Origin of the sequence: Leptothrix sp. (in: b-proteobacteria), from assembly GCF_965250675.1 — a bacterium.
Lineage (GTDB): Bacteria > Pseudomonadota > Gammaproteobacteria > Burkholderiales > Burkholderiaceae_C > Sphaerotilus.
Genome location: NZ_CBDFPH010000003.1, coordinates 283,960 through 303,265, shown reverse-complemented (window position 1 = coordinate 303,265; position 19,306 = coordinate 283,960). Strand labels below are relative to the sequence as shown.

Sequence of the window (19,306 nt, the reverse complement as noted above, 5' to 3'; positions counted from 1 at the left end):
AATTGATAGACTCTGATGCATCCCATCAGGAAAATATGATGTTGCAGTGCTCCGGTCCGTTGGAGGATGCGTGCGGCCCGTCCAGCGAGCTGGAACGACCTACCGCCTGCGGGAAAGTCCCCAAGTCGAAAGGGTGGTGATGAAGAACTTCAACCTGCGCCATCTCCGTATCTTCGAGACCATCGCCAGCTGCGGCAGCTTCTCGCGCGCGGCCGAGCAACTCGGCATGAGCCAGCCGGCGGTGTCGATGCAGCTGCGCCAGCTCGAGACCGACCTGGGCGCGGTGCTGTTCGAGCGGCCGCAACGCCAGCGCCTGACCGATGCCGGGCAGGACCTGCTGCAGCACGCCCGGGTGATCCTGGCGCAGGCGCGTGCGGCCGAAGAGGCCATGGCGGTGCACGAGGCCGAGGCCCGTGGCATCGCCACCGGTGCCCGTGGCACGCGCGGTCTGCTGCATCTGGGCGTGGTGTCGACTGCGCATTACTTTGCGCCGCGCCTGCTGCATGAGTTCCACCGCCTGCACCCCGAGGTGCGGCTCAAGCTCACGGTGGCCAAGCGCAGCGAGGTGCTGGCGATGCTGCAGGAGCACCGGCTCGACATCGCCATCACCGGCTACCCACCGTCCGAGGCCGATCTGGAGGCGGCCAGCTTCGCGCGCCACCCGCACTGCATCGTCGCGCACCCGGACCACCCGCTGGCGCAGCGGCGCGGTCTGGCCTGGGCCGACCTGCGCGACGAGCACTTCATCTTCCGCGAGAGCGGCTCGGCCACGCGGCAGTTCCTGGAGCAATTGCTGCAGGCGCAGTCGATTCAGGTCAAGCTCGGGCTGGAGCTGGCCGGCAACGAGACCATCAAGCAGGCGGTGATGTGCGGCATGGGCATCAGCTTCCTGTCGGCGCATGCCTTCCAGGTCGAACTCGGCGCCGGATTGATGGCGGTGCTCGACGTGCAAGGCATGCCCAAGCACATCGACTGGTGCTTCGTGCAACGCCGCGACACGGTGCTCGCCGGTGTCAACGCAGCGTTCCGGCAGTTTGTGTTCGAGGAAGGTGCGGCGCTGGCAGCGTGCCGGGTGGCGTGAGGGAGGCATCCACGCCAGGGTGTCCTGGTGTGGATGCCCTCCAGCGCTCAGGCCAGATTGAAGGGCAACTGGCGCAGCGGCTTGCCGGTCAGCTGCGCAATGGCGTTGGCAAACGCCGGCGCCAGCGGCGGCAGGCCGGGCTCGCCCATGCCGGTGGGCGCGTCGGCACTGGGCACGATGTGGACCGCGAACGCCGGCATGTCGGTGATGCGGGCCACCGGGTAGTCGCCGAAGTTGCTCTGCTGCACCTCGCCGTCCTTCAGCGTGATGGCGGCCCCTGGCAGGCACATCGACAGGCCCATCAGCGCTGCACCTTGCACCTGCGCCTCGATGGTGCGCGGGTTGACCGCCAGGTTGCAGTGCACGCCGGAGGTGACACGATGCAGCACGGGCTTGCCGTCCTGCACCGAGGCCTCGACCACATAGGCCACGACGGTCGAGAACGACTCGTGCACCGCCACGCCCCAGGCGCGACCCGGTGCCAGGGCTTGCTTGCCGTAGCCGCTGCGGTCGACCGCCAGCTGCAGCGCGGTGCGGTGGCGCGGATGTTTGTCGCCGAACAGCCGCATGCGGTAGGCCACCGGGTCCTGCTTCGTGGCGCGGGCGATCTCGTCGATCAGCGTCTCCATCGCGAAGGCGGTGTGGGTCGAGCCCACGCTGCGCCACCACAGCACCGGCACGTTGAGCTTGGGGTGGTGCACGGTCAGGCGCATCGGCACGCCGTAGGGGTCGCGCATGCCCTCGGTGGCGGTGGCGTCGATGCCGTTCTTGACCTGGTAGGGCTCGAACACGGTGCCGGTCAGGATCGACTGACCGACGATGACGTGATCCCACGCCAGCACCTGGCCACGCTCGTCGAAGCCGATGCGGGCGCGGTGCAGGTGCATCGGGCGGTAGTAGCCGCCCTTGATGTCGTCCTCACGGCTCCACAGCAGGCGCACCGGCGCGTTCAGGCCGGCGCTGCGCGCGGCCTTGGCGACTTCGCAGGCCTCGATGACGTAGTCGCTGGTGCTGGAGAAGCGCCGGCCGAAGCCGCCACCGGCCATCTGCACATGGACCTTGACCTGCCCGGGCTGGAGGCCCAGCACGCGCGCTGCGGCGCCGCCATCCAGACCGGGCGACTGGCTGCCGACCCACAACTCGGCGCCGCCAGCCGACAGCTGCACCGTGCAGTTGAGCGGCTCCATCGGCGCATGTGCCAGGTAGGGGAAGACGAACTCGGCTTCGAGCTGGCGCGGCGCGTTGGCCAGCGGCGCCATGTCGGCGTCGAACTGGCGCGCGCCCGGCTGGCCGGCCAGCTCGCGGTACTGGGCCAGCTGCCGTTCGCTGTCGACCTTCTCGACCGCCGCCGTGTCCCACTGCAGCTTCAGTGCATCGCGCCCCAGCTTGGCCGGCCAGTAGCCGTCAGCCAGCACGGCGATGCCTTCGGCGCCGCGGTCCAGCGGCACGCGCAGCACGGCCTTCACGCCCTTGACGGCGCGCGCAGCGCTGTCGTCCACCGACGCGAGCTTGGCGCCGAACACCGGCGGGTGCGCGACCACGGCGGTGAGCTGGCCGGGCAGGCGCACGTCGATGCCGAAATCCTGGCGTCCGCTGCTCTTGGCCTTGGCATCCAGGCGTGCAGTCGGGCGGCCGATCAGGCGGAAGTCCTTCGGGTCCTTCAGCGTGACCTTCTCGGGCACCGGCAGCGCCATCGCGGCCTCGGCCAGTTCGCCGTAGCTCGCCTTGCGGCCCTTGGGCCCCAGCACCGTGCCGGCCTGCGTGCGCAGCGTGGCGACGTCGACGTTCCAGCGCGCCGCGGCGGCCGCCAGCAGCATGGCCCGGGCGCGGGCGCCGAGTTCGCGGTATTGCGTGTAGCTGTTCTTGACCGAGTTGGAGCCGCCGGTCAGGTGGATGCCGAACAGCGGGTCGACATAGGCCGCGTCGCCCGAGCCGTGGCGGCTGCGCACCAGGCGCCAGTCGGCATCGAGCTCCTCGGCCAGGATCATCGGCAGCGCGGTCTGCACGCCCTGGCCGAACTCCAGCCGGTTGATGGTCACAGTCACTTCGCCGTTGGGCGCGATCTGCACGAAGGCCGAAGGCTGCTGCGTCGGCTTCAGCGCGGTGGCCTGGGCTGCGGCTTGTGCCGTGGTTTGTGCGGTCGCCAGATGCGGAAAGGCACCGAGCGCGAGGCCGCCGATGCCGGCCAGCTTCAGGAAGCGGCGGCGCGGCAGCGGGGCAGCTGGGTCGGCCTGAGCCGCCTGGTCACGGGCCAGCAGGTGCTGCAGGGCGCCGGGCATTTCGACGGGGTCGATGTTGTGCAACATGGTGGCTCCTTCAGGCGAGGGTGCGAGCGGCATCGGCCACCGCGGCGCGGATGCGGGCGTAGGTGCCGCAGCGGCAGATGTTGCCGGCCATGGCCGTGTCGATCTCGGTGGCGCTGGGCTGCTTGCCGCGCGGCAAGGACTTCAGGAACGCCGTCGCGCTCATGATCTGGCCGCTCTGGCAGTAGCCGCACTGCGCCACGTCGTGCTTGACCCAGGCCGCATGCACCGCGGCGCCGACCCGGTCGCTGCCGTCGGTGGTCGCTTCGATGGTGCGGATCTTCTTGCCCTCGGCGGCCGAGATCGGCGTGATGCACGAGCGGATCGCCTGGCCGTCCAGGTGCACGGTGCAGGCGCCGCACAGCGCCGCGCCGCAGCCGAACTTGGTGCCGGTCATGCCCAGCGTGTCGCGCAGGGCCCAGAGGATGGGGGTGGCCGGGTCGGTGTCGACCGTGTGCTGACGGCCGTTGACGTTGAGCGTGCTCATGGGGTCGGTGCTCCGCGGTTGAGGGTTGGGGTGGCGGGATTCAGGCGCGATGTTCAGACGTCATTGCAGGCCAGCGACGACGACAGCGCCCGGTGTGCGTCGGCCTGGGCCAGCAGCGTGCGGGCCTTGGCCTCGAAGGCCTGCACCGCGTCGGCCCCGGCGGCAAAGCGGGCGGGGGGTTCGTCGAGTGCGGCGAGTCTCACCAGCGCGGCGGCCAGCTTGGCCGGGTCGCCGCCCTGCTGGCCGTCCATGCTGCGCCAGGCCGCCATGGTGGCGCGCGTGGTGGCGGCGTAGTCGTCGATCGACGGCGCGGCATAGGTGGTGGAGCCGGGGCCGAGCAGCTCGGTGCGGAAGAAACCCGGCTCGACCAGCATGGTGCGGATGCCGAACGGCGCAACCTCGATCGCCAGCGATTCGGCCCAGCCTTCCAGGCCGAACTTGGCCGCCGCATAAGCCGAGCAGAACATCCCGCCCGCCAGGCCCGCGGTCGACGAGATCGTCAGCAGCAGACCGGCGCGCTGCCGGCGCATCACCGGCAGCACGGCGCGGGCGACGTTCATCGGCCCGAACAGCAGCGTCTCGATCTGGCCGCGCACCTGCTCGGCGCCCAGCTCCTCGAAGAAGCCGGCGTGGAAGTCGCCCGCGTTGTTGACCAGCACGTCGATGCGGCCGAAGCGGGCGACGGCGGCCTCGCTGGCGGCCTGGGCGTCTTCGGGGCGGGTGACGTCGAGCTTCACGGCCAGCAGGTCGGCCGACAGGGTGGCGTTCTGGCCGATCGCCGCCGCCACCTTGGCCGGATCGCGGCCGGTGGCGACGACGGCGTGGCCGGCGGCCAGCGCGGCGCGGGCGATGTCGAGGCCCAGTCCCCGGCCTGCGCCGGTGATGAGCCAAACCTTCTTGTCGGTCATGTGGATTCCAGAAGCGGATCGATGCGGCGAAGTGTCTGCGTCGAGCCGGCCACGAGCTTGCCGGTTCTGATCCATGTCTTGCCTTTTTCGAGGCTTCGTCGTCAGGCTGAAAAGGGATCGATACCGTCGGCGGTAAAGTGCCTGCGGTCGACGCAGGCACGGGATTGGCGTGCTGGTCGAGCGACCGCGACAGGAATCCACTCTCACAGGCTGACCATGCCCATCGACACCTTGGCCCAGGAGATCGGCCGGATTGCTCAAATCGACGGCGAACACCCGACGGCCATCCCCGGTCTCACGCTCTACCGCAGCAGCATCAAGACCGAGCCCATGCCCTGCGTCTACGCGCTCGGGCTGACCGTCGTCGCGCAGGGCGGCAAGCAGGTCACGCTCGGCGATCAGGTGATCGACTACGGGCCGGGCCAGTCGCTGCTGACCGCCGTCGACCTGCCGGTGATCGGGCAGGTCACCCGGGCCGATCTGGCCCAGCCGTTTCTGGGCCTGGTGCTGACGCTCGACACCCGCGCGCTGCTGCAGGCGGTGGCGGAGATGGATCTGCCGCCGCTGCCGCGCGACGCGGTGCCGCGCGCGATCTCGCGCTGCGCGACCGAAGCGCCCTTGCTCGACGCGCTGATCCGCCTGGTCCGGCTGCTGGGCGAGCCGCGGCTGATCGCACATGTCGCGCCGCTGATCCGGCAGGAGCTCATGCTGCGTCTGCTGTGCGGCCCGCACGGCCCTTACCTGCGGCATCTGCTGGCGGCGGGCACACCCAGCCATCAGATCGCGCGCGCGATGGCGTGGCTCAAGCAGCACTTCACCGGCGACGTGCTGATCGACGAGCTCGCCGCGCGCGCGCACATGAGCCCGTCGACCTTCCGCCAGCACTTCCGCAGCCTGACCGGCATGAGCCCGCTGCAGTACCAGAAACAGCTGCGCCTGCAGGAGGCGCGGCAGCTGATGCTGAGCCAGGACCTCGACGCCGGCAGCACCGCCGCTCGCGTGGGCTACGAAAGCGCCTCGCAGTTCAGCCGCGACTACAGCCGGCTGTTCGGTGCGCCGCCGCAGCGCGACATCCGGCGCATGCGGCAGCCGGGCGACGGCGCGGCCGAGCGATCAATCGCTTGAGGTCCGCTCTCAGCGGCCGAGCAGGGTGGTTCCGACACCAGAGCAGCGCGCTGCTTCGGCCTCATCCTCTGTGTGTTGAACGCCTTCAAAACCCGACCTCTCTTGCCAGCACCTCGCTGACCGCGCTCCATGCGCGGTCCCAGCCGTTGCGGCCGGGCAGTTCGACCACCAGGTGGCCGCGCCAGTGGCGGGGGCTCAGGCCGGTGTCTTCCTGTACCTGCAACTCGACCCGGTAGAGCGGTTGCAGCGGCAGCCAGCGGTTGTTCTGCTCGCGGGCTTCGATCGGGCCACCGTGGGCGCGCACCAGCATGGCCTCGGGCAGCACCGTCGCAGCATGCGGCGCCACGCTGACAATGCGTGCGGCCCAGCGTTTCAGCGGCGCGGCATCGGCGCCGAAGCGGGCGGTGTCGCCCGGCTTCAGGTGCGCAGCGGCGTACTCCGACACATAGGCCACGACGCGGCCCGGCCCCGGGCTGGCCAGGCGCAGCACGGTCTGCTGCGGGCTGAGCACGCTGCCGGGCCGCAGCGCGGCATCGATCTCTACCACCACGCCGTCAAACGGCGCCAGCGGCTGGAAGCGCGCCAGCTCCTGGCGCAGCGCAGCGGCTTCGCCCCGCGCGGTGGCCAGACCGGCCTGCAGCGACTGCCACTGTGCCTGCTGCTCGCCGCTCAGGCTGGCGGCGCTGACCTGTTTCTCCAGCTGTTGGATGCGCACCTGCGCGCTGGCCTGCTTCTGCTGCAGGGCGGGCACGTCGCCTTCCAGCAGCGGCGTGCCGGCGGCCACGCGCTGGCCCAGTTGCAGTGGCAGGCTGTGCAGCGTCACGGCAGCCGATACGCGCAGCGCCAGTTCGTGCGCGGGTTGCAGCACGGCGCCAGCGGTTTCGCGCACCGGCCAGGGCCAGGCGGCCAGGCCACCCAGGCCCAGCAGCGCCAGCGCGCTCCAGCGCCAGCGCCACGCCGCCTTCCAGCGCGACCAGCCTTGTGCCCAGATGCCCAGCTCGCGCTGGATGGGCGTGGTGATGAACCAGCCCAGCTCCACCGCGAACAGCAGCAGCCCCAGCGCCGGAAAACCGAAGTGGTATACCATCCAGGCGATGCCCAGATACAGCACCAGCCGGTAGCCCCAGGTGGCAAACGCAAAGGCGATCAGCGCGCGCTGCAGCGCGGGCGTGAAGACCTCCGGCACGGCGGCCTGCCAGCCCAGCAGCGTGCGGCGCAGTTGCCAGCGCGCCAGCGCAAAGGATCGTTCGTGCAGGTTGGGCAGGTCCAGCCAGTCGCACAGCAGAAAGTAGCCATCGAAGCGCATGAAGGGGCTGGTGTTGATGGCCAGCGTGCTCACCCAGGTCATGGTGGCGACGATGAAGGCGGCGGTGCGCCAGCCGCCGTCGGGAAGCAGCCCCCAGGCCAGCGTGGCCCAGGCGGCCAGCGTCAGCTCGGTGCGCACGCCGGCGGCGGCGATCTGCAGGCGGGCGCGGGCGTCGGCCAGGCGCCAGGCCTCGCTGGTGTCGGTGTAGGCCACCGGCCACATCACCATGAAGGCCGCGCCCATGGTCGGCACGCGCAGGCCGTGGTGCTTGGCGACCAGCGCGTGTCCGAACTCGTGCGCCACCTTGACTCCCGCCAGCGTCAGCCCGTAGAGCGCCGCACCGCGCCACGACAGCAGGTCGACAAACTGCGCCTGCAGCGCGCTGGCGTCTCGCACCAGGCCGATCAAGCCCAGCGCCAGCGCCGCCAGCGTCAGCCGCGTGAAGCCGCGCGAGCCCAGCCACGACACGGCCGGCAACAGGCGCTGGAGCAGCCGGTCGGGGTTGAAGAGCGGGATGCGGAAGAACAGGTAGTGGTGCAGCAGCCAGGTGGACAGCGCCTGCAGGCTGCTGACTGCAGCCTGCAGGCGCGGCGCGCGGCTGGGTTGGACCAGCTCCTCGCGCATCGCCCACTCCAGCACCTGCAGCACGTGGTCGGGCGTCAGCGCCAGCGTGGTTTGCTGGTTGATCTGCTCGGCGATGTGCTCCGGCTGGCCCAGCCACCAGCGCCGCAGCACCTCGTAGGTCTGCCAGTCCAGGCGCAGGAAGCGATGGCGCACAGGGTCCTGCAGCGTCCAGCTCGGCTGGCCGTCGGGCAGGGCCGGGCCGTGGTGCAGTTGCAGGTCCTCGCGCAGCGCGGGCCATTGCAGGGTGGGCGCCGGTGCGGTGTTCTGGCCGGATCGGGCGGCGGGCAGCGCGACGGGCTGGCCCAGGGTGACGGTGGTGGCGCTCATGTCGGGCGGCGGCTCACCAGCCGGTCATCTCGCGCAGCGCGGCCAGCGGGCGGCGCAGCATGACGTAGATCAGCGGCGCGCGCGGGCCGTCGATGCGCACGGTGCCGCGTGCGCCCAGGCGCTCGCTGGCGGCGGCGGTCAGCGTGCCGCGCAGGCGGTAGGCCAGGCTGCCGTCGGGGCGGGGTTCGGCCTCATAGGCGTAGAGGCGTAGCGTGGCGTCGACCGGGTCGGCCGGGCGGCTGGCCAGGTGCAGGTGCAGGGCGGTGCCGGGGGGCAGGTCGATGGCATCGGCCACCGGCAGCCACGCTTCCAGCTCCTGGTCCTGCGGCTGTGCCAGGCGCAGCAGGGCCTCGCCAGCTTGCACGGTGCGGCCGGCCCAGTTGCCGGGGTCGTCGACCAGCACGACGCCGGCATGCGGCGCGGTCAGGCTGGTGCGCTGCATTTGTTGTTCGAGGTAGCGCAACTCCGTCTGGCTCTGCGCCAGCTTGCCTTGCACGCCGGGCATCTGCGCCTTGGCGCGCGGGTCGCCCAGCGCCTGCTGGCTGGTCTGGCGCCACTCGGCCGCCGCCGTGGCCACGGCCTGCCGCGCGACCTGCAGGCGGCTGGCGTAGGCGGCATCGTCAAACTCGGCCAGCACCTGACCGGCCTGCACGGTCTGGTTGGGCTCGACCCGTAGTTTGCGCACCGTGGCTTCCATGGCTGCGCGCACCACCGTGGGCTCGCGCGGGACCAGTTCGCCTGGCGCACGCAGGTTCATGTGCACCGGCAGGCCCGTCAGCGCCAGCAGGCCCAGCAGCAGCCAGCGCCCGGGTTTCAGCCAGCCGCCCAGGCGGGGGCGGCGCAGCGCCAGCCAGAGCGCGCCCAGGTCCAGCACGCGCCGCCGGCCGGCCGTACCTGCTGCCTGGTCCGCCAGCCGCCACAGGTCCAGCCACTGCGCCAGGCCCTGGCACTCGGCCTCGGACCAGGGCACGTCACGCACGATCAGCAGCGCGGCTTCATCCTCCTGTGGGCCCGGCAGCCACAGCAGGTGTGGCGGCCACCATTGCGGCCATTCCTCGGCGATGGCACCGCCGATCTGATCGGCCGCGACCACACCCGCCGGCTGGTCTGCCAGTGCGCGGGCCAGCCGTTTCAGCCACAGGCCGTACGGCCCCTGCGCATCCACACCGCTGACGCCGGAATGCCCCAGCACGCCTTCCTCCGCCTGCCACAGCACGGCGGCGTGGTAGGGCAGTGCTTCGCGCGTGCGGTTGAGCAGCACAAAGCGCCGTTCGGCCGCCGTGGCAGCCGAACGGGTGCTTTGCAGCAGGGCGAGCAGGGTGGAGGTGTCGGGCATCATGGCCCGATCACTCTAGCTCAGGCACGGCGCGCGACCACCGGCCGGGGCAGTGCTTGCCAGGCGCGCTGGCCGGGCTTGATCGCCAGTGCCTCGCCTCGGGCGAGTTGCTCGCTGAAGCTGGTGCGCGAGGTCGGGTTGGCGCCTTTGCCATCGGCCACCTTGATGCGGAACATCGTCGTCACCTCGCGGCCCTGCGAGTCCCGTGCTGTGATGCGGATGGCCAGGTCCTCGGCCTGATTCACCGGCGGTTGGCCGACGAGCTTGCCCGACTTGCCGTCAAAACTCAGCCAGCCCGGCAGCGGCGTGCCGTCGGCGCGGGTGGCCGACAGCGTCACCGTCTCGGTCAGCACGGTGTGCACGAAGGCGTCTGCCGGCACCTGCACGACCAGCGTACGGTTCAGCGGCACGATCTGGTCGTCCACGCCGCGGAACAGCTTCAGGCTCGGCTCGGCCGACGGCGTCACCATGATCTGGAAGCCGCTGGGGCGGGTGTAGATGTCGCCGTCTGTCGTGGCGCGCAGGGTGGTCACGGTCGGCGCAGCGACCGGTGTGGCGGCGGGCTGCGGCGGTGTGATCGTCCTGTCCCCGGCGTCGCTGGCGACGGAGGTGCTGCGTAAGGCCGTGCCCAGCGCCGAATCGAAGTCGGCCACCGGCGTTGTGGCTGGCGCAGGGGACGGTGTGACGATGGGGGCTGCCACGGGTGCCGCAATCGGCGCAACGATGGGTGCTGGTGCCGGCTCGGGCGCGACGATTGGCGCTGCAGGCACGGCCGGAGCGGCCAGCACCGCGACCTGCACCGTCAACAGACGCAGTCCGCCATGGCTGTCATCGATGCGGACGGTGAAGCTGTCCGTGCCGTGGAAGCCGGCTGCCGGCGTGTAGATATAGCGGCCGCTGGCGTCCACCGTCACCGCGCCATGGGCGGGGTCGCTGCCCTTGGCGTAGGTCAGTGCGTCGCCCTCCGCATCGCTGGCGGCCGGCACGCTGCCCATGACGGGTGTGTCTTGCGCCGTGGTGGCCGCAGCGCGTGCAGCGGCGTTATCGGCCCAGATCGGCGCGTCGTTGACCGCCGACACCGTCACTGCCACCGAGTAAGTGCTGCGTCCGCCGTTGCCATCGCTGACCGTGTAGGTGAAGGCATCGGCGCCGTTGTCGTTGGCTGCTGGCGTGTAGGTGTAGCGTCCGTCCGCGCTGACCACGACCGTGCCGTGGCTGGCGTTCATACCCAGGGCGTAGGTGACGGCATCGCCATCAATGTCCATGTAGGCAGGCAGGCTGCCCGACAAGGCGGTGTCTTCGGCGGTGGTGACCGATGCGTTGGCGGCGGTCGGCGCGTCGTTGACATCGGTCACCGTCAGGCGGAACACGTCCGACACCGCCAGCCCGCCGCCATCGGTGGCGGTGACCCGGATGTCGATGGCCCCCACGTCGCCGTTGGCCGGCTTGCCGGTGAAGCGGCCGGTTCCCGCATCGAAATGCAGCCAGGCCGGCAATGGATCGCCGTTGGCCAGGGTGGCCGCCAGGGCGGGGATGTCGCCCGCGTCGGCGTCGGCAAAGGTGCCGCCGGGCACCGTGAAGCTGAACGGCTGGTCCTGCGTGCCGACCTGATCGGCGATCGGCACGGCCAGCGTCGGCGCCGCGTTGGATGCTGCCACCGTCAGGGCCAGGTCGCTGAAGGCGCTGGCGCCGGCGCGGTCGGTGGCGATCACGCGCAAGGTCAGCGCGCCGACATTGGCCTCACCAGGCGTGCCCAAGAACACGCCCGTGGCCGGGTTGAAGCTCAACCAGGTCGGTAGCGGTGAACCATCGGCCAGCGTGGCGGTGTAGGTCAGCGTGTCGCCCGTGTCGACGTCGGCAAAGGTGCTGGCCGGGACGGTGAGCGTGAACGCCGTGTTCTTGACCGCCTGGCGCGGGGCCAGCCCGTTGGCCACGGTCGGGGCGTCGTTGACCGCCGCGACGGTGATCGTGCTGGTCAGCACATTGCTGAGGTTGTTGGCGGCAGCGCCATCGTCGACCTGGAAGCTGACGGTGCGCGTGGCGGTGCTGGGCGCGTCGCTGCTGTTGGCGTAGGTGACCGAGCGCAGCGCGGCCTGGTACTGGGCGACGGTGGCCGAGCCGCTGAGGGTCAGCGTGCCGGTGGCGGCGTTCCAGTTGCCGCTGATGCCGTTCTGGGCTGTGAAGCCCAGCACATCCTGGCCGCTGGCAAAGCCGCCTGAGAGGCTGACGGTGGCGCCGCCGAGGGTGGCGCTGTCCACGTCGCTGAGCGTCAGGTTGGCATCGACGGCGCTGGCGGCCTGGTTCTCGGTGTAGGCCAGCGTGCTGCCGGTGGCCAGCACCGGGGCGTTGTTGCTGGGGGTGACGGTGACCTGCCGGGTGGCCGCGCTGCTGTTGGCCGTGCCGTCGTTCACCACGAAGCTGACGGTGCGGCTGGCGTTGCCGGGGTCGGACGCGCTGTTGCTGTAGCTGACCGCCTGCAGCGCGGCCTGCCACTGCGCGACGCTGGCGGTGGCACCGGCCGACGTGAGTGTCAGCACGCCGGTGCTGCTGTCGTAGCTGGCCGTGACGTTGCCGAACGTGATGACGCTGGTGTTGCTGAAGGCCAGCACGTCCTGCGTCGATTGGAAGTTGCCGGTGATGGCCACCGTGGCGCTGGCCAGGGTGGTGTTGTCCAGGTCGCTGAGCGTCAGACCCGGATCGACCGCCACCGGGGTGGGCGAGCCGCTGGCGTTCTCGACGAAGGATGCTGTGCCCGCGCTGGCGGTGGCGATAGGCGTGTCGTTGACCGGCGTGACGGTGATGGTGCGGGCAGCAGCGGCGCTGGTCGTGCTGCCGTCGTTCACGTCGAAGCTGACGGTGCGGGTGGCGGTATTCGGGGTGTCGGAGCTGTTGGTGTAGGTGACCGAGCGCAACGCGGCCTGCCACTGCGCCAGGGTGGCGGTGGCGCCGGCCGAGGTCAGCGAGAGCACGCCGGTGGCTGAGCTGTAGCTGGCGGCGATGTTGCCCATCGTGGCCGGGTTGTTGATGAAGGCGAGCTGGTCTTCGGCGGACTGGAGGTTGCCGGTGATCGACACCGTGGCGCTGGCCAGGGTGGTGTTGTCGACATCGCTGACGGTCAGGCCGGCGTCGACCACCACAGGGGTGGAGGTGACGTTGTTGCCTTCGATGAAAGCGGCCGAGCCGCCGCTGGTGGTGGCCACGGGCGCGTCATTGACCGCATTGACGGTGATGGCGACGGTGCTGCTGCGGCTCAGCGGCGTGGCGGCGTTGTCAGTGGACAGCACGGTCAGGGTGTCGCTGCCGCTGTAGTTCAGGTCGGCCTGGTAGCTCAAGGTAGCCAGGGCGAGGTTGATCTGGGTCTGTGTGCCCGAAAGTGTCAGCGTGCGGCCGCCGTTGCTGCCGGCGCTGAGGCTGGCGCCACCGCCCAGGCTGACCGTGAGGCCGCCGTTGAGGACCGTGAGCCGCGTGCTGGCGAGGTTGCCGTTGACGTCGTCGACGCTGATCAGGTTGCCGTTGGCGCTGGAGAAGGCGAGGGCGCTGTCCTCGTTGACCGCCTGCGCGGCCGGCACGGTGTTGTCGGGTGCGCTGTTGCTGCCGGCGGTGGTGAAGTTGAGCGTGGTGGCGGTGCTGATGCCGGCATAGGGGTTGCCGTTGGCGTCGAGCACGGCGCCGGCGTCGATCTTCAGGTAGTAGTTGGTGGACTGGATCAGGTCGGCGAAGGGGTTGAGCGTCAGGCCGGTGCTGCCGTTGAAGCTCAGGCTGCCACCCTTGTCGCCGAGGCCGGTGGCGATGTTGAAGGATTCTTCCAGCGTGCCGTCGCCGTTGTAGAGCACGACGTAGCCGCTGCCGGCCAGCACGTTCTTGCTGAAGGTGAGGCTGAGGTTGTCGGTGACGGCGATGCCGGTGGCGTTGTCGGCCGGCGTGCTGCTGGCCAGCAGCGGCGTGCTGACGATGGTCAGGGCCTTGGTGGCGGTGGTGCCGCCGACCGTGGCTTCGAGGGTGTAGCTGCCTTGGGGCAGGGCGGACGTGGCGGTGGTGCTCCAGTTGCCGCTGGCGTCGGCCGTGACGCTGAAGCTGGCGACGGCGCCGCCGCCGCTGTCCTTGACCACCACGCCGACGGCGGCGTTGGCGGTGGCGCTGCCGGCAATGGCCACCGTGGTGTCGGTGGTGGTGAAGTCGCCCAGGAGGCCGGTGTCGTCGCTGATGCGGTCGATGGCGACCGTGGCGCTCTTGTCGTGGGTGAAGCGGGTGGTGTCGGTGTAGATGGTGCCGCCGCTGTCGGTCAGGCTGGCGGTGACGCTGACCGGGCCGCTGGCCAGCGCGCTGAGGTTGAGGCCGCTGAGGTTCCAGCCGCCGCCGGCCAGCACCGTGGTGGTGTAGCGCAGGGTCAGGCTGCCGTCGGTGATGTAGACCGTGACCGTGTCGCCCACCGTGGCGTTGGCGGTGGTGCCGGCGAGGGTGACGCTGTCGTCCTCAGTGGCGTCGATCTTGCCGTCGCTGTTGAGGTCGTTGGTGACGTCGGTGACTGTGTTGACGGCGATGCTGGGCGTGACGGCGTCGAAGGTCAGCGGCTGCGCGACGGTGGCGGTGTTGCCGGCGGCGTCGGTGCTGGTGGCGCTGACGTTCACGGTGCCGCTGACGGCCGTGGTGGTCTGTACCGACCAGCTGCCGTCGCTCTGCACCACCACGCCGCTGTAGGTGATGGCGTCCACCACCACGGTCAGCGTGCTGCCGGCCGGCAGGTCGGTGGTGCCGCGGATCAGCGGCAGGCTGCTGGCGGTGCGGGTGCCGGAGCTGAAGGCGATCTGCGGCGGGGTGACGTCCACCTGCAGCGTCTGGGTGTCGGCGCCGGTGTTGCCGGCGGCGTCGGTGGCGCTGGCGCGCATCGGCGTGTCGCCGTTCAGGCCGCTGGCCGGCAGCGTGCCACTGCTGGGCACGGCGGTGGCGGTGTTGACCGACCAGCTGCCGTCGGCTTGGACGGTGGTCTGGTAGCTGAGGTCGTAGCTGCCGTTGTTGTCGGTGTCGAGCTGCAGCGTCAGCAGGGTGCCGGCGGCCATGCCGGTGGCTGTGCCGCTGATGACCGGCCGCAGTGCGTTCGTCAGCACGGTGGCGCCGCCGGTGATGTCCACGGTGGCCAGGGTGTCGATGACCAGCTCGCTGGTCGTGACGTCGACCTTGTCCACGCCGCTGCGGCTGGTGGTGGCCACCACCTGGTAAGTGCCGTCGGGCAGGACGCTGGTGACGTTGACCGACCAGGTGTTGCCGCTGACCGTGGGCGTGTAGCTGACGCCGTTGACGGTGACGCTGAGGGTGTCGCCGAGCCCACTGGTCCAGGTGCCGCTGACGGTGGGCGTGTGGCTGGTGCTGGTCTGGGCGGTGACGGTGGGGGTGTCCTGGCCGATCACCGTGGTGCTGTTGCCGTAGGCATTGGTGGCAGTGGCGGTGACCTTGGCGTAGGTCGGCAGGCCGCCGGCGGGCAGGCTGCCGCTGGTGGGCGTAGCGCTGGCCAGGTCCAGCGACCAGCGGCCGTCGCTCTGCACCGTGGCGGAGTAGCTGACGTCGTTGGCCGTGGCGGTGTTGTTGTCCGGGTCGATGGTGATGACCACCGGCGCGCCGGGGGCCAGCGTGGTGGCGCCGGTGATGACGGGCGTGCCGCTGGTGGCCAGGGCGTCGACGTTGATTGTCAGCGTGGGTGCGGCGGCTAGTGCGGGGGCAGCGTAGTCCTGGGTGGCGCTGGTGCCGACGATGCTACGGCCGGTGGTCACGCCGGTGGCGGTGCCGCTGGCCACGGTGGCCGTGACGGTGCCGCTGCCGCTGGCTGGCGGCGTCACGGCCAGGGTGTAGGTCCTGGCGTCGATCGTCGAGAAGGTACCGGCCGTGGCGCCGGCCGACAGCACGATGTCGCCGGCGGTGAAGCCGGTGACGTTCTCGGTGAACGTGAAGGTGAAGAGGAAGGCGCCGGTGGCCGTGCCGGGGATGTCGTCGGTGATGGTCAGCGTGGGGGCGGCCAGGTTCAGGGTCGGCAGTTCGGCGTCGCTGAGGGTCACCGAGCCGTCCGGGACGCTGGCCGAGACCAGGAACTGTCCGTTGGCGATCTGCTGTGCCTCGGCCGGCGTCAGCGTCAACGTCCAGTTGTTGGTACCGGCGGTGTAGGTGGCGCCGCTGGAGGCGGTCTTGGTGAACAGCGTGGTGCCGTTCTGGCTGATGACGACGGTGACGGTGGCCGAGGTGACGCTGGTTTCGCCGTTGATGACCAGGCCGCTGCCGATTTCCGACACCGCGACGAGGTTGTCGCCGGTGATGGGTTTGACGTCGATGGTGCGTGTCGAGTTGCCGATGGAGTTCTGCACCGAGCGCGAGAACTGCACCGGCTGCACCAGGTTGCCGGCCGCATCGGTGCTGTTGGCGGGGGCGGTGACCGTGAAATAGGCGGTCGAGTTGTTGCCCAGGTTGGCCGAGGTCAGGGCGGACCACGACCCATCGGCCGTGACGGTGGCTGTCAGCGTCTGCGCCAAGGCGGTGCGAGCCGCGTCGGTGTGGATGCTGATCGTCAGGACGGTTCCGGAAGTCAGGTCCGTGCTGCCCTTGATGATGGCGCCAGCGGTGGCGCGAATGGGACTTTGCGTGGTGTCGAGGATGAAGGGCGCGACCTTGTCGTGCGTGACGCTGCTGTCGGTGGCGCTGACGGTGGTGCCGCTCAAGGTGGCCTTGACCGTCAACGTGCCGTTGTCCAGCCCGGATAGGTTGACACCCGTCGCCGACCAGGTGCCCGCAGTGACGCTGACGTTGTCGACCGTGACGGCGTGGCCGTTGATGTCGGTGATGGTCAGGTTCACCGCCGTGGCGCCGGCGGCCGTGCCGCTGAAGGTGACGTTGGCGTCCTCCGCCATGTTGAGGTTGCTCGCCCCGGTGCCTGCGGTGTTGCTGACGATGGCGCTGGCATTGGTACTGGCTGCGCTGCTGATGCTGCCGATCGCGACCGTGGGCGTGGTGATGGTCAGCACCTGGGTGTCGACCACCTGGCCGGTGCTGTCGGTGGCGCGCAGGCCAACGCTGCCGACGTAGCCGCCGGCCGGCACGGTGCCGGCAATCGGCGTGGCAACGGCGGTGTCGAGCGACCAGTTGCCGCCGCCGTCGGGGATGACGGAGTAGGTCACCGCGTCGGACAGGTTGCCGTCGTTGTTCGGGTCCAGCCGCACGATGACGAAGCCGCCAGTGTTGCTGGCCGTGCCGGTGATGACGGGCCGCGTGCTGGTGCCACTGGCGGTGGCGCCGCCGGTGATGTCCACCAGCGTGACCGGGGTGGTGGTGATGACCAGCTCGCCGCTGGTGGTGTCGCTGACCGGGACGCCGCCACGCGTGACGGTGGCCGTGACCGTGTAGGTGTTGCCGGCCACCAGGCTGAGCGTGCCGGCCGCAGGCGTGGCGCTGGCCAGGTTCAGGCTCCAGCTGTCGCCGCTGGGCGTCACGTTGTAGGTGGCGCCGCCGACGGTGACGGTCAGCGCGTCGCCGGCCAGATTCGTCCAGGTGCCGGTGAGCGTGGGCGCCAGCGCGTTGGTGCTCAGCGGGTTGACGGTGGGGCGGCTCAGTTCGACGGCGCTGCTGCTGTTGCCGGCCGCGTCGGTGGCGGTGGCTGTGACCTTGCTGTTGGCGCTCAGGCCCATGCTGGGCAGGCTGCCGCTGGTGGGCACGGCGGTGGAAGTGTCCAGCGACCACACGCCACCCACGACCAGCGCCTGGTAGATGACGCTGTCGGCGGTGGTGGCGTTGTTGTCGGGGTCGATGGTGACGGTGACCAGGTTGCCGTCGGCCAGGTTGGTGCTGCCGCCGAGCGTCGGCCGGCCGGACAAGGCCAGCGCCGGGGTGCCGACCGTCACGGCGGGGGCCAGGGTGTCGATGGCTTGCGTGCCCGTGGCCGCCAGGGTGGGCAGGCCTCGGGCGCCGGTGGCGGCGCCCGAGGCCACGCTGACGCCGATGTCGCCGCTGGCCAGGCCGGCGTCGGGCGTCACGACCAGGGTGTAGGTCTTGCCGTCCACCGTGTTGAAGGCGCCCTTGGTGCCACTGGTCACGCTGATGTCGCTGGCGTCGAAGCCGGTGACGTTCTCGGAGAACGTGAAGGTGAAGGTCACCGGCTGGCCGAGGCCGGTGGTGCCGGCCACGTTGTCGGTGATGGTCAGCAGCGTGGAGGCTGCCACCGGGTTGGCCGGCGACATGGCGGTGGTGAACACACCCAGCGAGGCGAAGCTGGCGTTCTTGTCGTAGCTGGCGCCCACGCCGTTGAGGTCGCCGTTGATCGGGCCGGTCTGCGTCTGCGTGAAGGAGACGTAGCTGACGGTGGTGTCCTTGCTGAAGCCGGCAAAGCCGGTGGCGCCGCGCGGGCCGTAGACGCCGGTCCTGCCGTCCAGCGGCGAGGGCTTGGCCAGCACGGTGGCCAGGTCGGCCACGGACACGCGCCAGCTGACGAAGGCGTCGGTGCCGCCGATGCCGGTGAGGTTGCTGGCCGTGCCGCCCGCCAGGCCGGTGGACGACGGGCCGAAGTTCGGGTCGGTGCTAGCGCTGACGGCCGTCACCGCATAGTTGCTGCTGTTGAATGCGTAGACACCGTTGTTGGCCAGCCAGCCGGTGGGCAGTGCCGACGTGGTGGTGGTGTTGGGCGAGTTGTTCAGGCCGGTGCCGGGGTCGAGCAGGCGCACGGCCTGGCCGTTGTTGCGGCCGTCCACCGACATGAACAGATCCACGCGACCGTCGCCGTTGACGTCCATGCCGACCACGGCCACGCCATTGAAGCTGCTGGTGCTGGTCGGGTTGTCGATGCGCAGGCGGAAGTAGAGGTAGTCGTCGGCCGTGCTGCTAGTGCCGCCGTCGCTGAAGGCGGTGTAGAGCGAGCCGTGGGTGGCGTCGCCAATGATGTCGGTGTCGGCCGCGCCGGCCTGGCTGTCGCCCTGCGGGTCCTGGCCCGCGCCGAACATGATGGGCACCCAGCCGGCTGCGCCGTCCAGCGTTACGGTGGCCAGGCGGCTGGCGTAGCCGCTGGCAGTGGCATCCAGCAGGAAGTGGCCGGTCTCGACCGTGCCGTGGGCGTATTCCAGCGCCCAGTCGCCGCCCGCAGCGGTGCCGCCGGTAGCGTCGTTGGACGCGGCCACGTCGGCGCCGGTCAGCGTGGCCAGCGTGTCGACCAACTGGGTGCCTCTGCCGCTGGCGGCGATGTCGCAGCCGTAGAGCAGGATGTCGGCGCCGGCGGCCAGGGACTGGCGCCAGCCGTTGAGTTCGGCGCTGCGCGCTTGCAGGTCGGCCGTGCCGTAGGCGTGGTCACCCAGGATGATTTCGCCGCTGTTGCCGTGCGACACCAGGTGCACGGCGGTGGTGCCGGGCCGCGCGGCCAGCGCCTGGCTCATCTGGGCCCAGGGGTCGCTGCCCGGGTCGAGCAGCACCACGTCCACGCCCGGGCGCACGCCGCCAAGCAGGAAGTCCAGGTCCGCCACCGTGCGGTCGATGAACAGCACTTCACGGCCGACCGGTGCCGGGGCGATGCTCAGGGCCGACGTGTCCACGCTGCTGCGCTCGAGCTGGGTGTCTCGCACGGCCGTCGTGTCACGCGCCTGCAGCGTCTGCAGGTGGGTGTCGGTGGCCTGGGTCACCTTGTCCAGCACGTCGCTGACCGCGGCGGCGTCGAACATCAGCCGCGCCTCCAGTGCCCAGGCGCGCGGTGCGGCAGCGGTGTGGTGCTTTTTCCAGGAGGTGGGCGACTTGGACATGGGAACTCGCAGTTCAAAACAACAGCAAAACAAACGCAAAAGGCAATCGGCTTG

At 70.5% G+C, this 19,306-nt stretch carries 8 protein-coding genes; 2 read left to right on the top strand and 6 right to left on the bottom strand.

The window, feature by feature from the left end:
* Positions 1–139: 139 nt before the first annotated feature.
* The gene (locus AC5IG3_RS06875) at positions 140–1,081 is read left to right on the top strand and encodes a LysR family transcriptional regulator (RefSeq protein ID WP_491905536.1); all 942 of its coding nucleotides are present in this window, start codon (positions 140–142) and stop codon (positions 1,079–1,081) included.
* 47 nt (positions 1,082–1,128) lie between these two features.
* On the opposite strand, the gene AC5IG3_RS06870 is transcribed toward AC5IG3_RS06875, so the two are convergent.
* From AC5IG3_RS06870 to AC5IG3_RS06860, 3 genes are read right to left on the bottom strand one after another with little or no spacing between them, the layout of a single operon-like run.
* Positions 1,129–3,387 carry a xanthine dehydrogenase family protein molybdopterin-binding subunit gene (locus tag AC5IG3_RS06870; RefSeq protein ID WP_491905535.1) on the bottom strand — a complete coding sequence of 753 codons (2,259 nt, stop codon included), beginning with the start codon at positions 3,385–3,387 and terminating at the stop codon, positions 1,129–1,131.
* Between the two features lie 10 nt (positions 3,388–3,397).
* On the bottom strand, positions 3,398–3,871 hold the full coding sequence (locus tag AC5IG3_RS06865; RefSeq protein ID WP_491905534.1) for a (2Fe-2S)-binding protein: 474 nt from the start codon (positions 3,869–3,871) through the stop codon (positions 3,398–3,400).
* Between the two features lie 53 nt (positions 3,872–3,924).
* A complete protein-coding gene (locus tag AC5IG3_RS06860) occupies positions 3,925–4,779 on the bottom strand; it encodes an SDR family NAD(P)-dependent oxidoreductase (protein WP_491905533.1) in 855 nt (284 codons plus the stop codon).
* A 216-nt stretch (positions 4,780–4,995) separates the two neighbouring features.
* Here AC5IG3_RS06860 and AC5IG3_RS06855 point away from each other — a divergent pair, with 216 nt between their 5' ends.
* Positions 4,996–5,904, top strand: coding sequence for an AraC family transcriptional regulator (locus AC5IG3_RS06855; protein ID WP_491905532.1), 909 nt, complete (start codon positions 4,996–4,998; stop codon positions 5,902–5,904).
* A gap of 85 nt (positions 5,905–5,989) precedes the next feature.
* Here AC5IG3_RS06855 and AC5IG3_RS06850 read toward each other — a convergent pair whose 3' ends face one another.
* From AC5IG3_RS06850 to AC5IG3_RS06840, 3 genes are read right to left on the bottom strand one after another with little or no spacing between them, the layout of a single operon-like run.
* A complete protein-coding gene (locus AC5IG3_RS06850) occupies positions 5,990–8,161 on the bottom strand; it encodes a site-2 protease family protein (protein WP_491905531.1) in 2,172 nt (723 codons plus the stop codon).
* 13 nt (positions 8,162–8,174) lie between these two features.
* On the bottom strand, positions 8,175–9,500 hold the full coding sequence (locus AC5IG3_RS06845) for an efflux RND transporter periplasmic adaptor subunit (protein ID WP_491905530.1): 1,326 nt from the start codon (positions 9,498–9,500) through the stop codon (positions 8,175–8,177).
* Between the two features lie 17 nt (positions 9,501–9,517).
* Entirely contained in the window at positions 9,518–19,252 is a 9,735-nt protein-coding gene (locus AC5IG3_RS06840) for a DUF4347 domain-containing protein (RefSeq protein ID WP_491905529.1), read from the bottom strand.
* Between the last annotated feature and the right edge of the window lie 54 nt (positions 19,253–19,306).

Excerpts from the sequence above, each read along its gene's own strand:
- AC5IG3_RS06875 (WP_491905536.1), top strand. The coding sequence starts at position 140 with ATGAAGAACTTCAACCTGCGCCATCTCCGTATCTTCGAGACCATCGCC.
- AC5IG3_RS06870 (WP_491905535.1), bottom strand. The coding sequence starts at position 3,387 with ATGTTGCACAACATCGACCCCGTCGAAATGCCCGGCGCCCTGCAGCAC.
- AC5IG3_RS06865 (WP_491905534.1), bottom strand. The coding sequence starts at position 3,871 with ATGAGCACGCTCAACGTCAACGGCCGTCAGCACACGGTCGACACCGAC.
- AC5IG3_RS06860 (WP_491905533.1), bottom strand. The coding sequence starts at position 4,779 with ATGACCGACAAGAAGGTTTGGCTCATCACCGGCGCAGGCCGGGGACTG.
- AC5IG3_RS06855 (WP_491905532.1), top strand. The coding sequence starts at position 4,996 with ATGCCCATCGACACCTTGGCCCAGGAGATCGGCCGGATTGCTCAAATC.
- AC5IG3_RS06850 (WP_491905531.1), bottom strand. The coding sequence starts at position 8,161 with ATGAGCGCCACCACCGTCACCCTGGGCCAGCCCGTCGCGCTGCCCGCC.
- AC5IG3_RS06845 (WP_491905530.1), bottom strand. The coding sequence starts at position 9,500 with ATGATGCCCGACACCTCCACCCTGCTCGCCCTGCTGCAAAGCACCCGT.
- AC5IG3_RS06840 (WP_491905529.1), bottom strand. The coding sequence starts at position 19,252 with ATGTCCAAGTCGCCCACCTCCTGGAAAAAGCACCACACCGCTGCCGCA.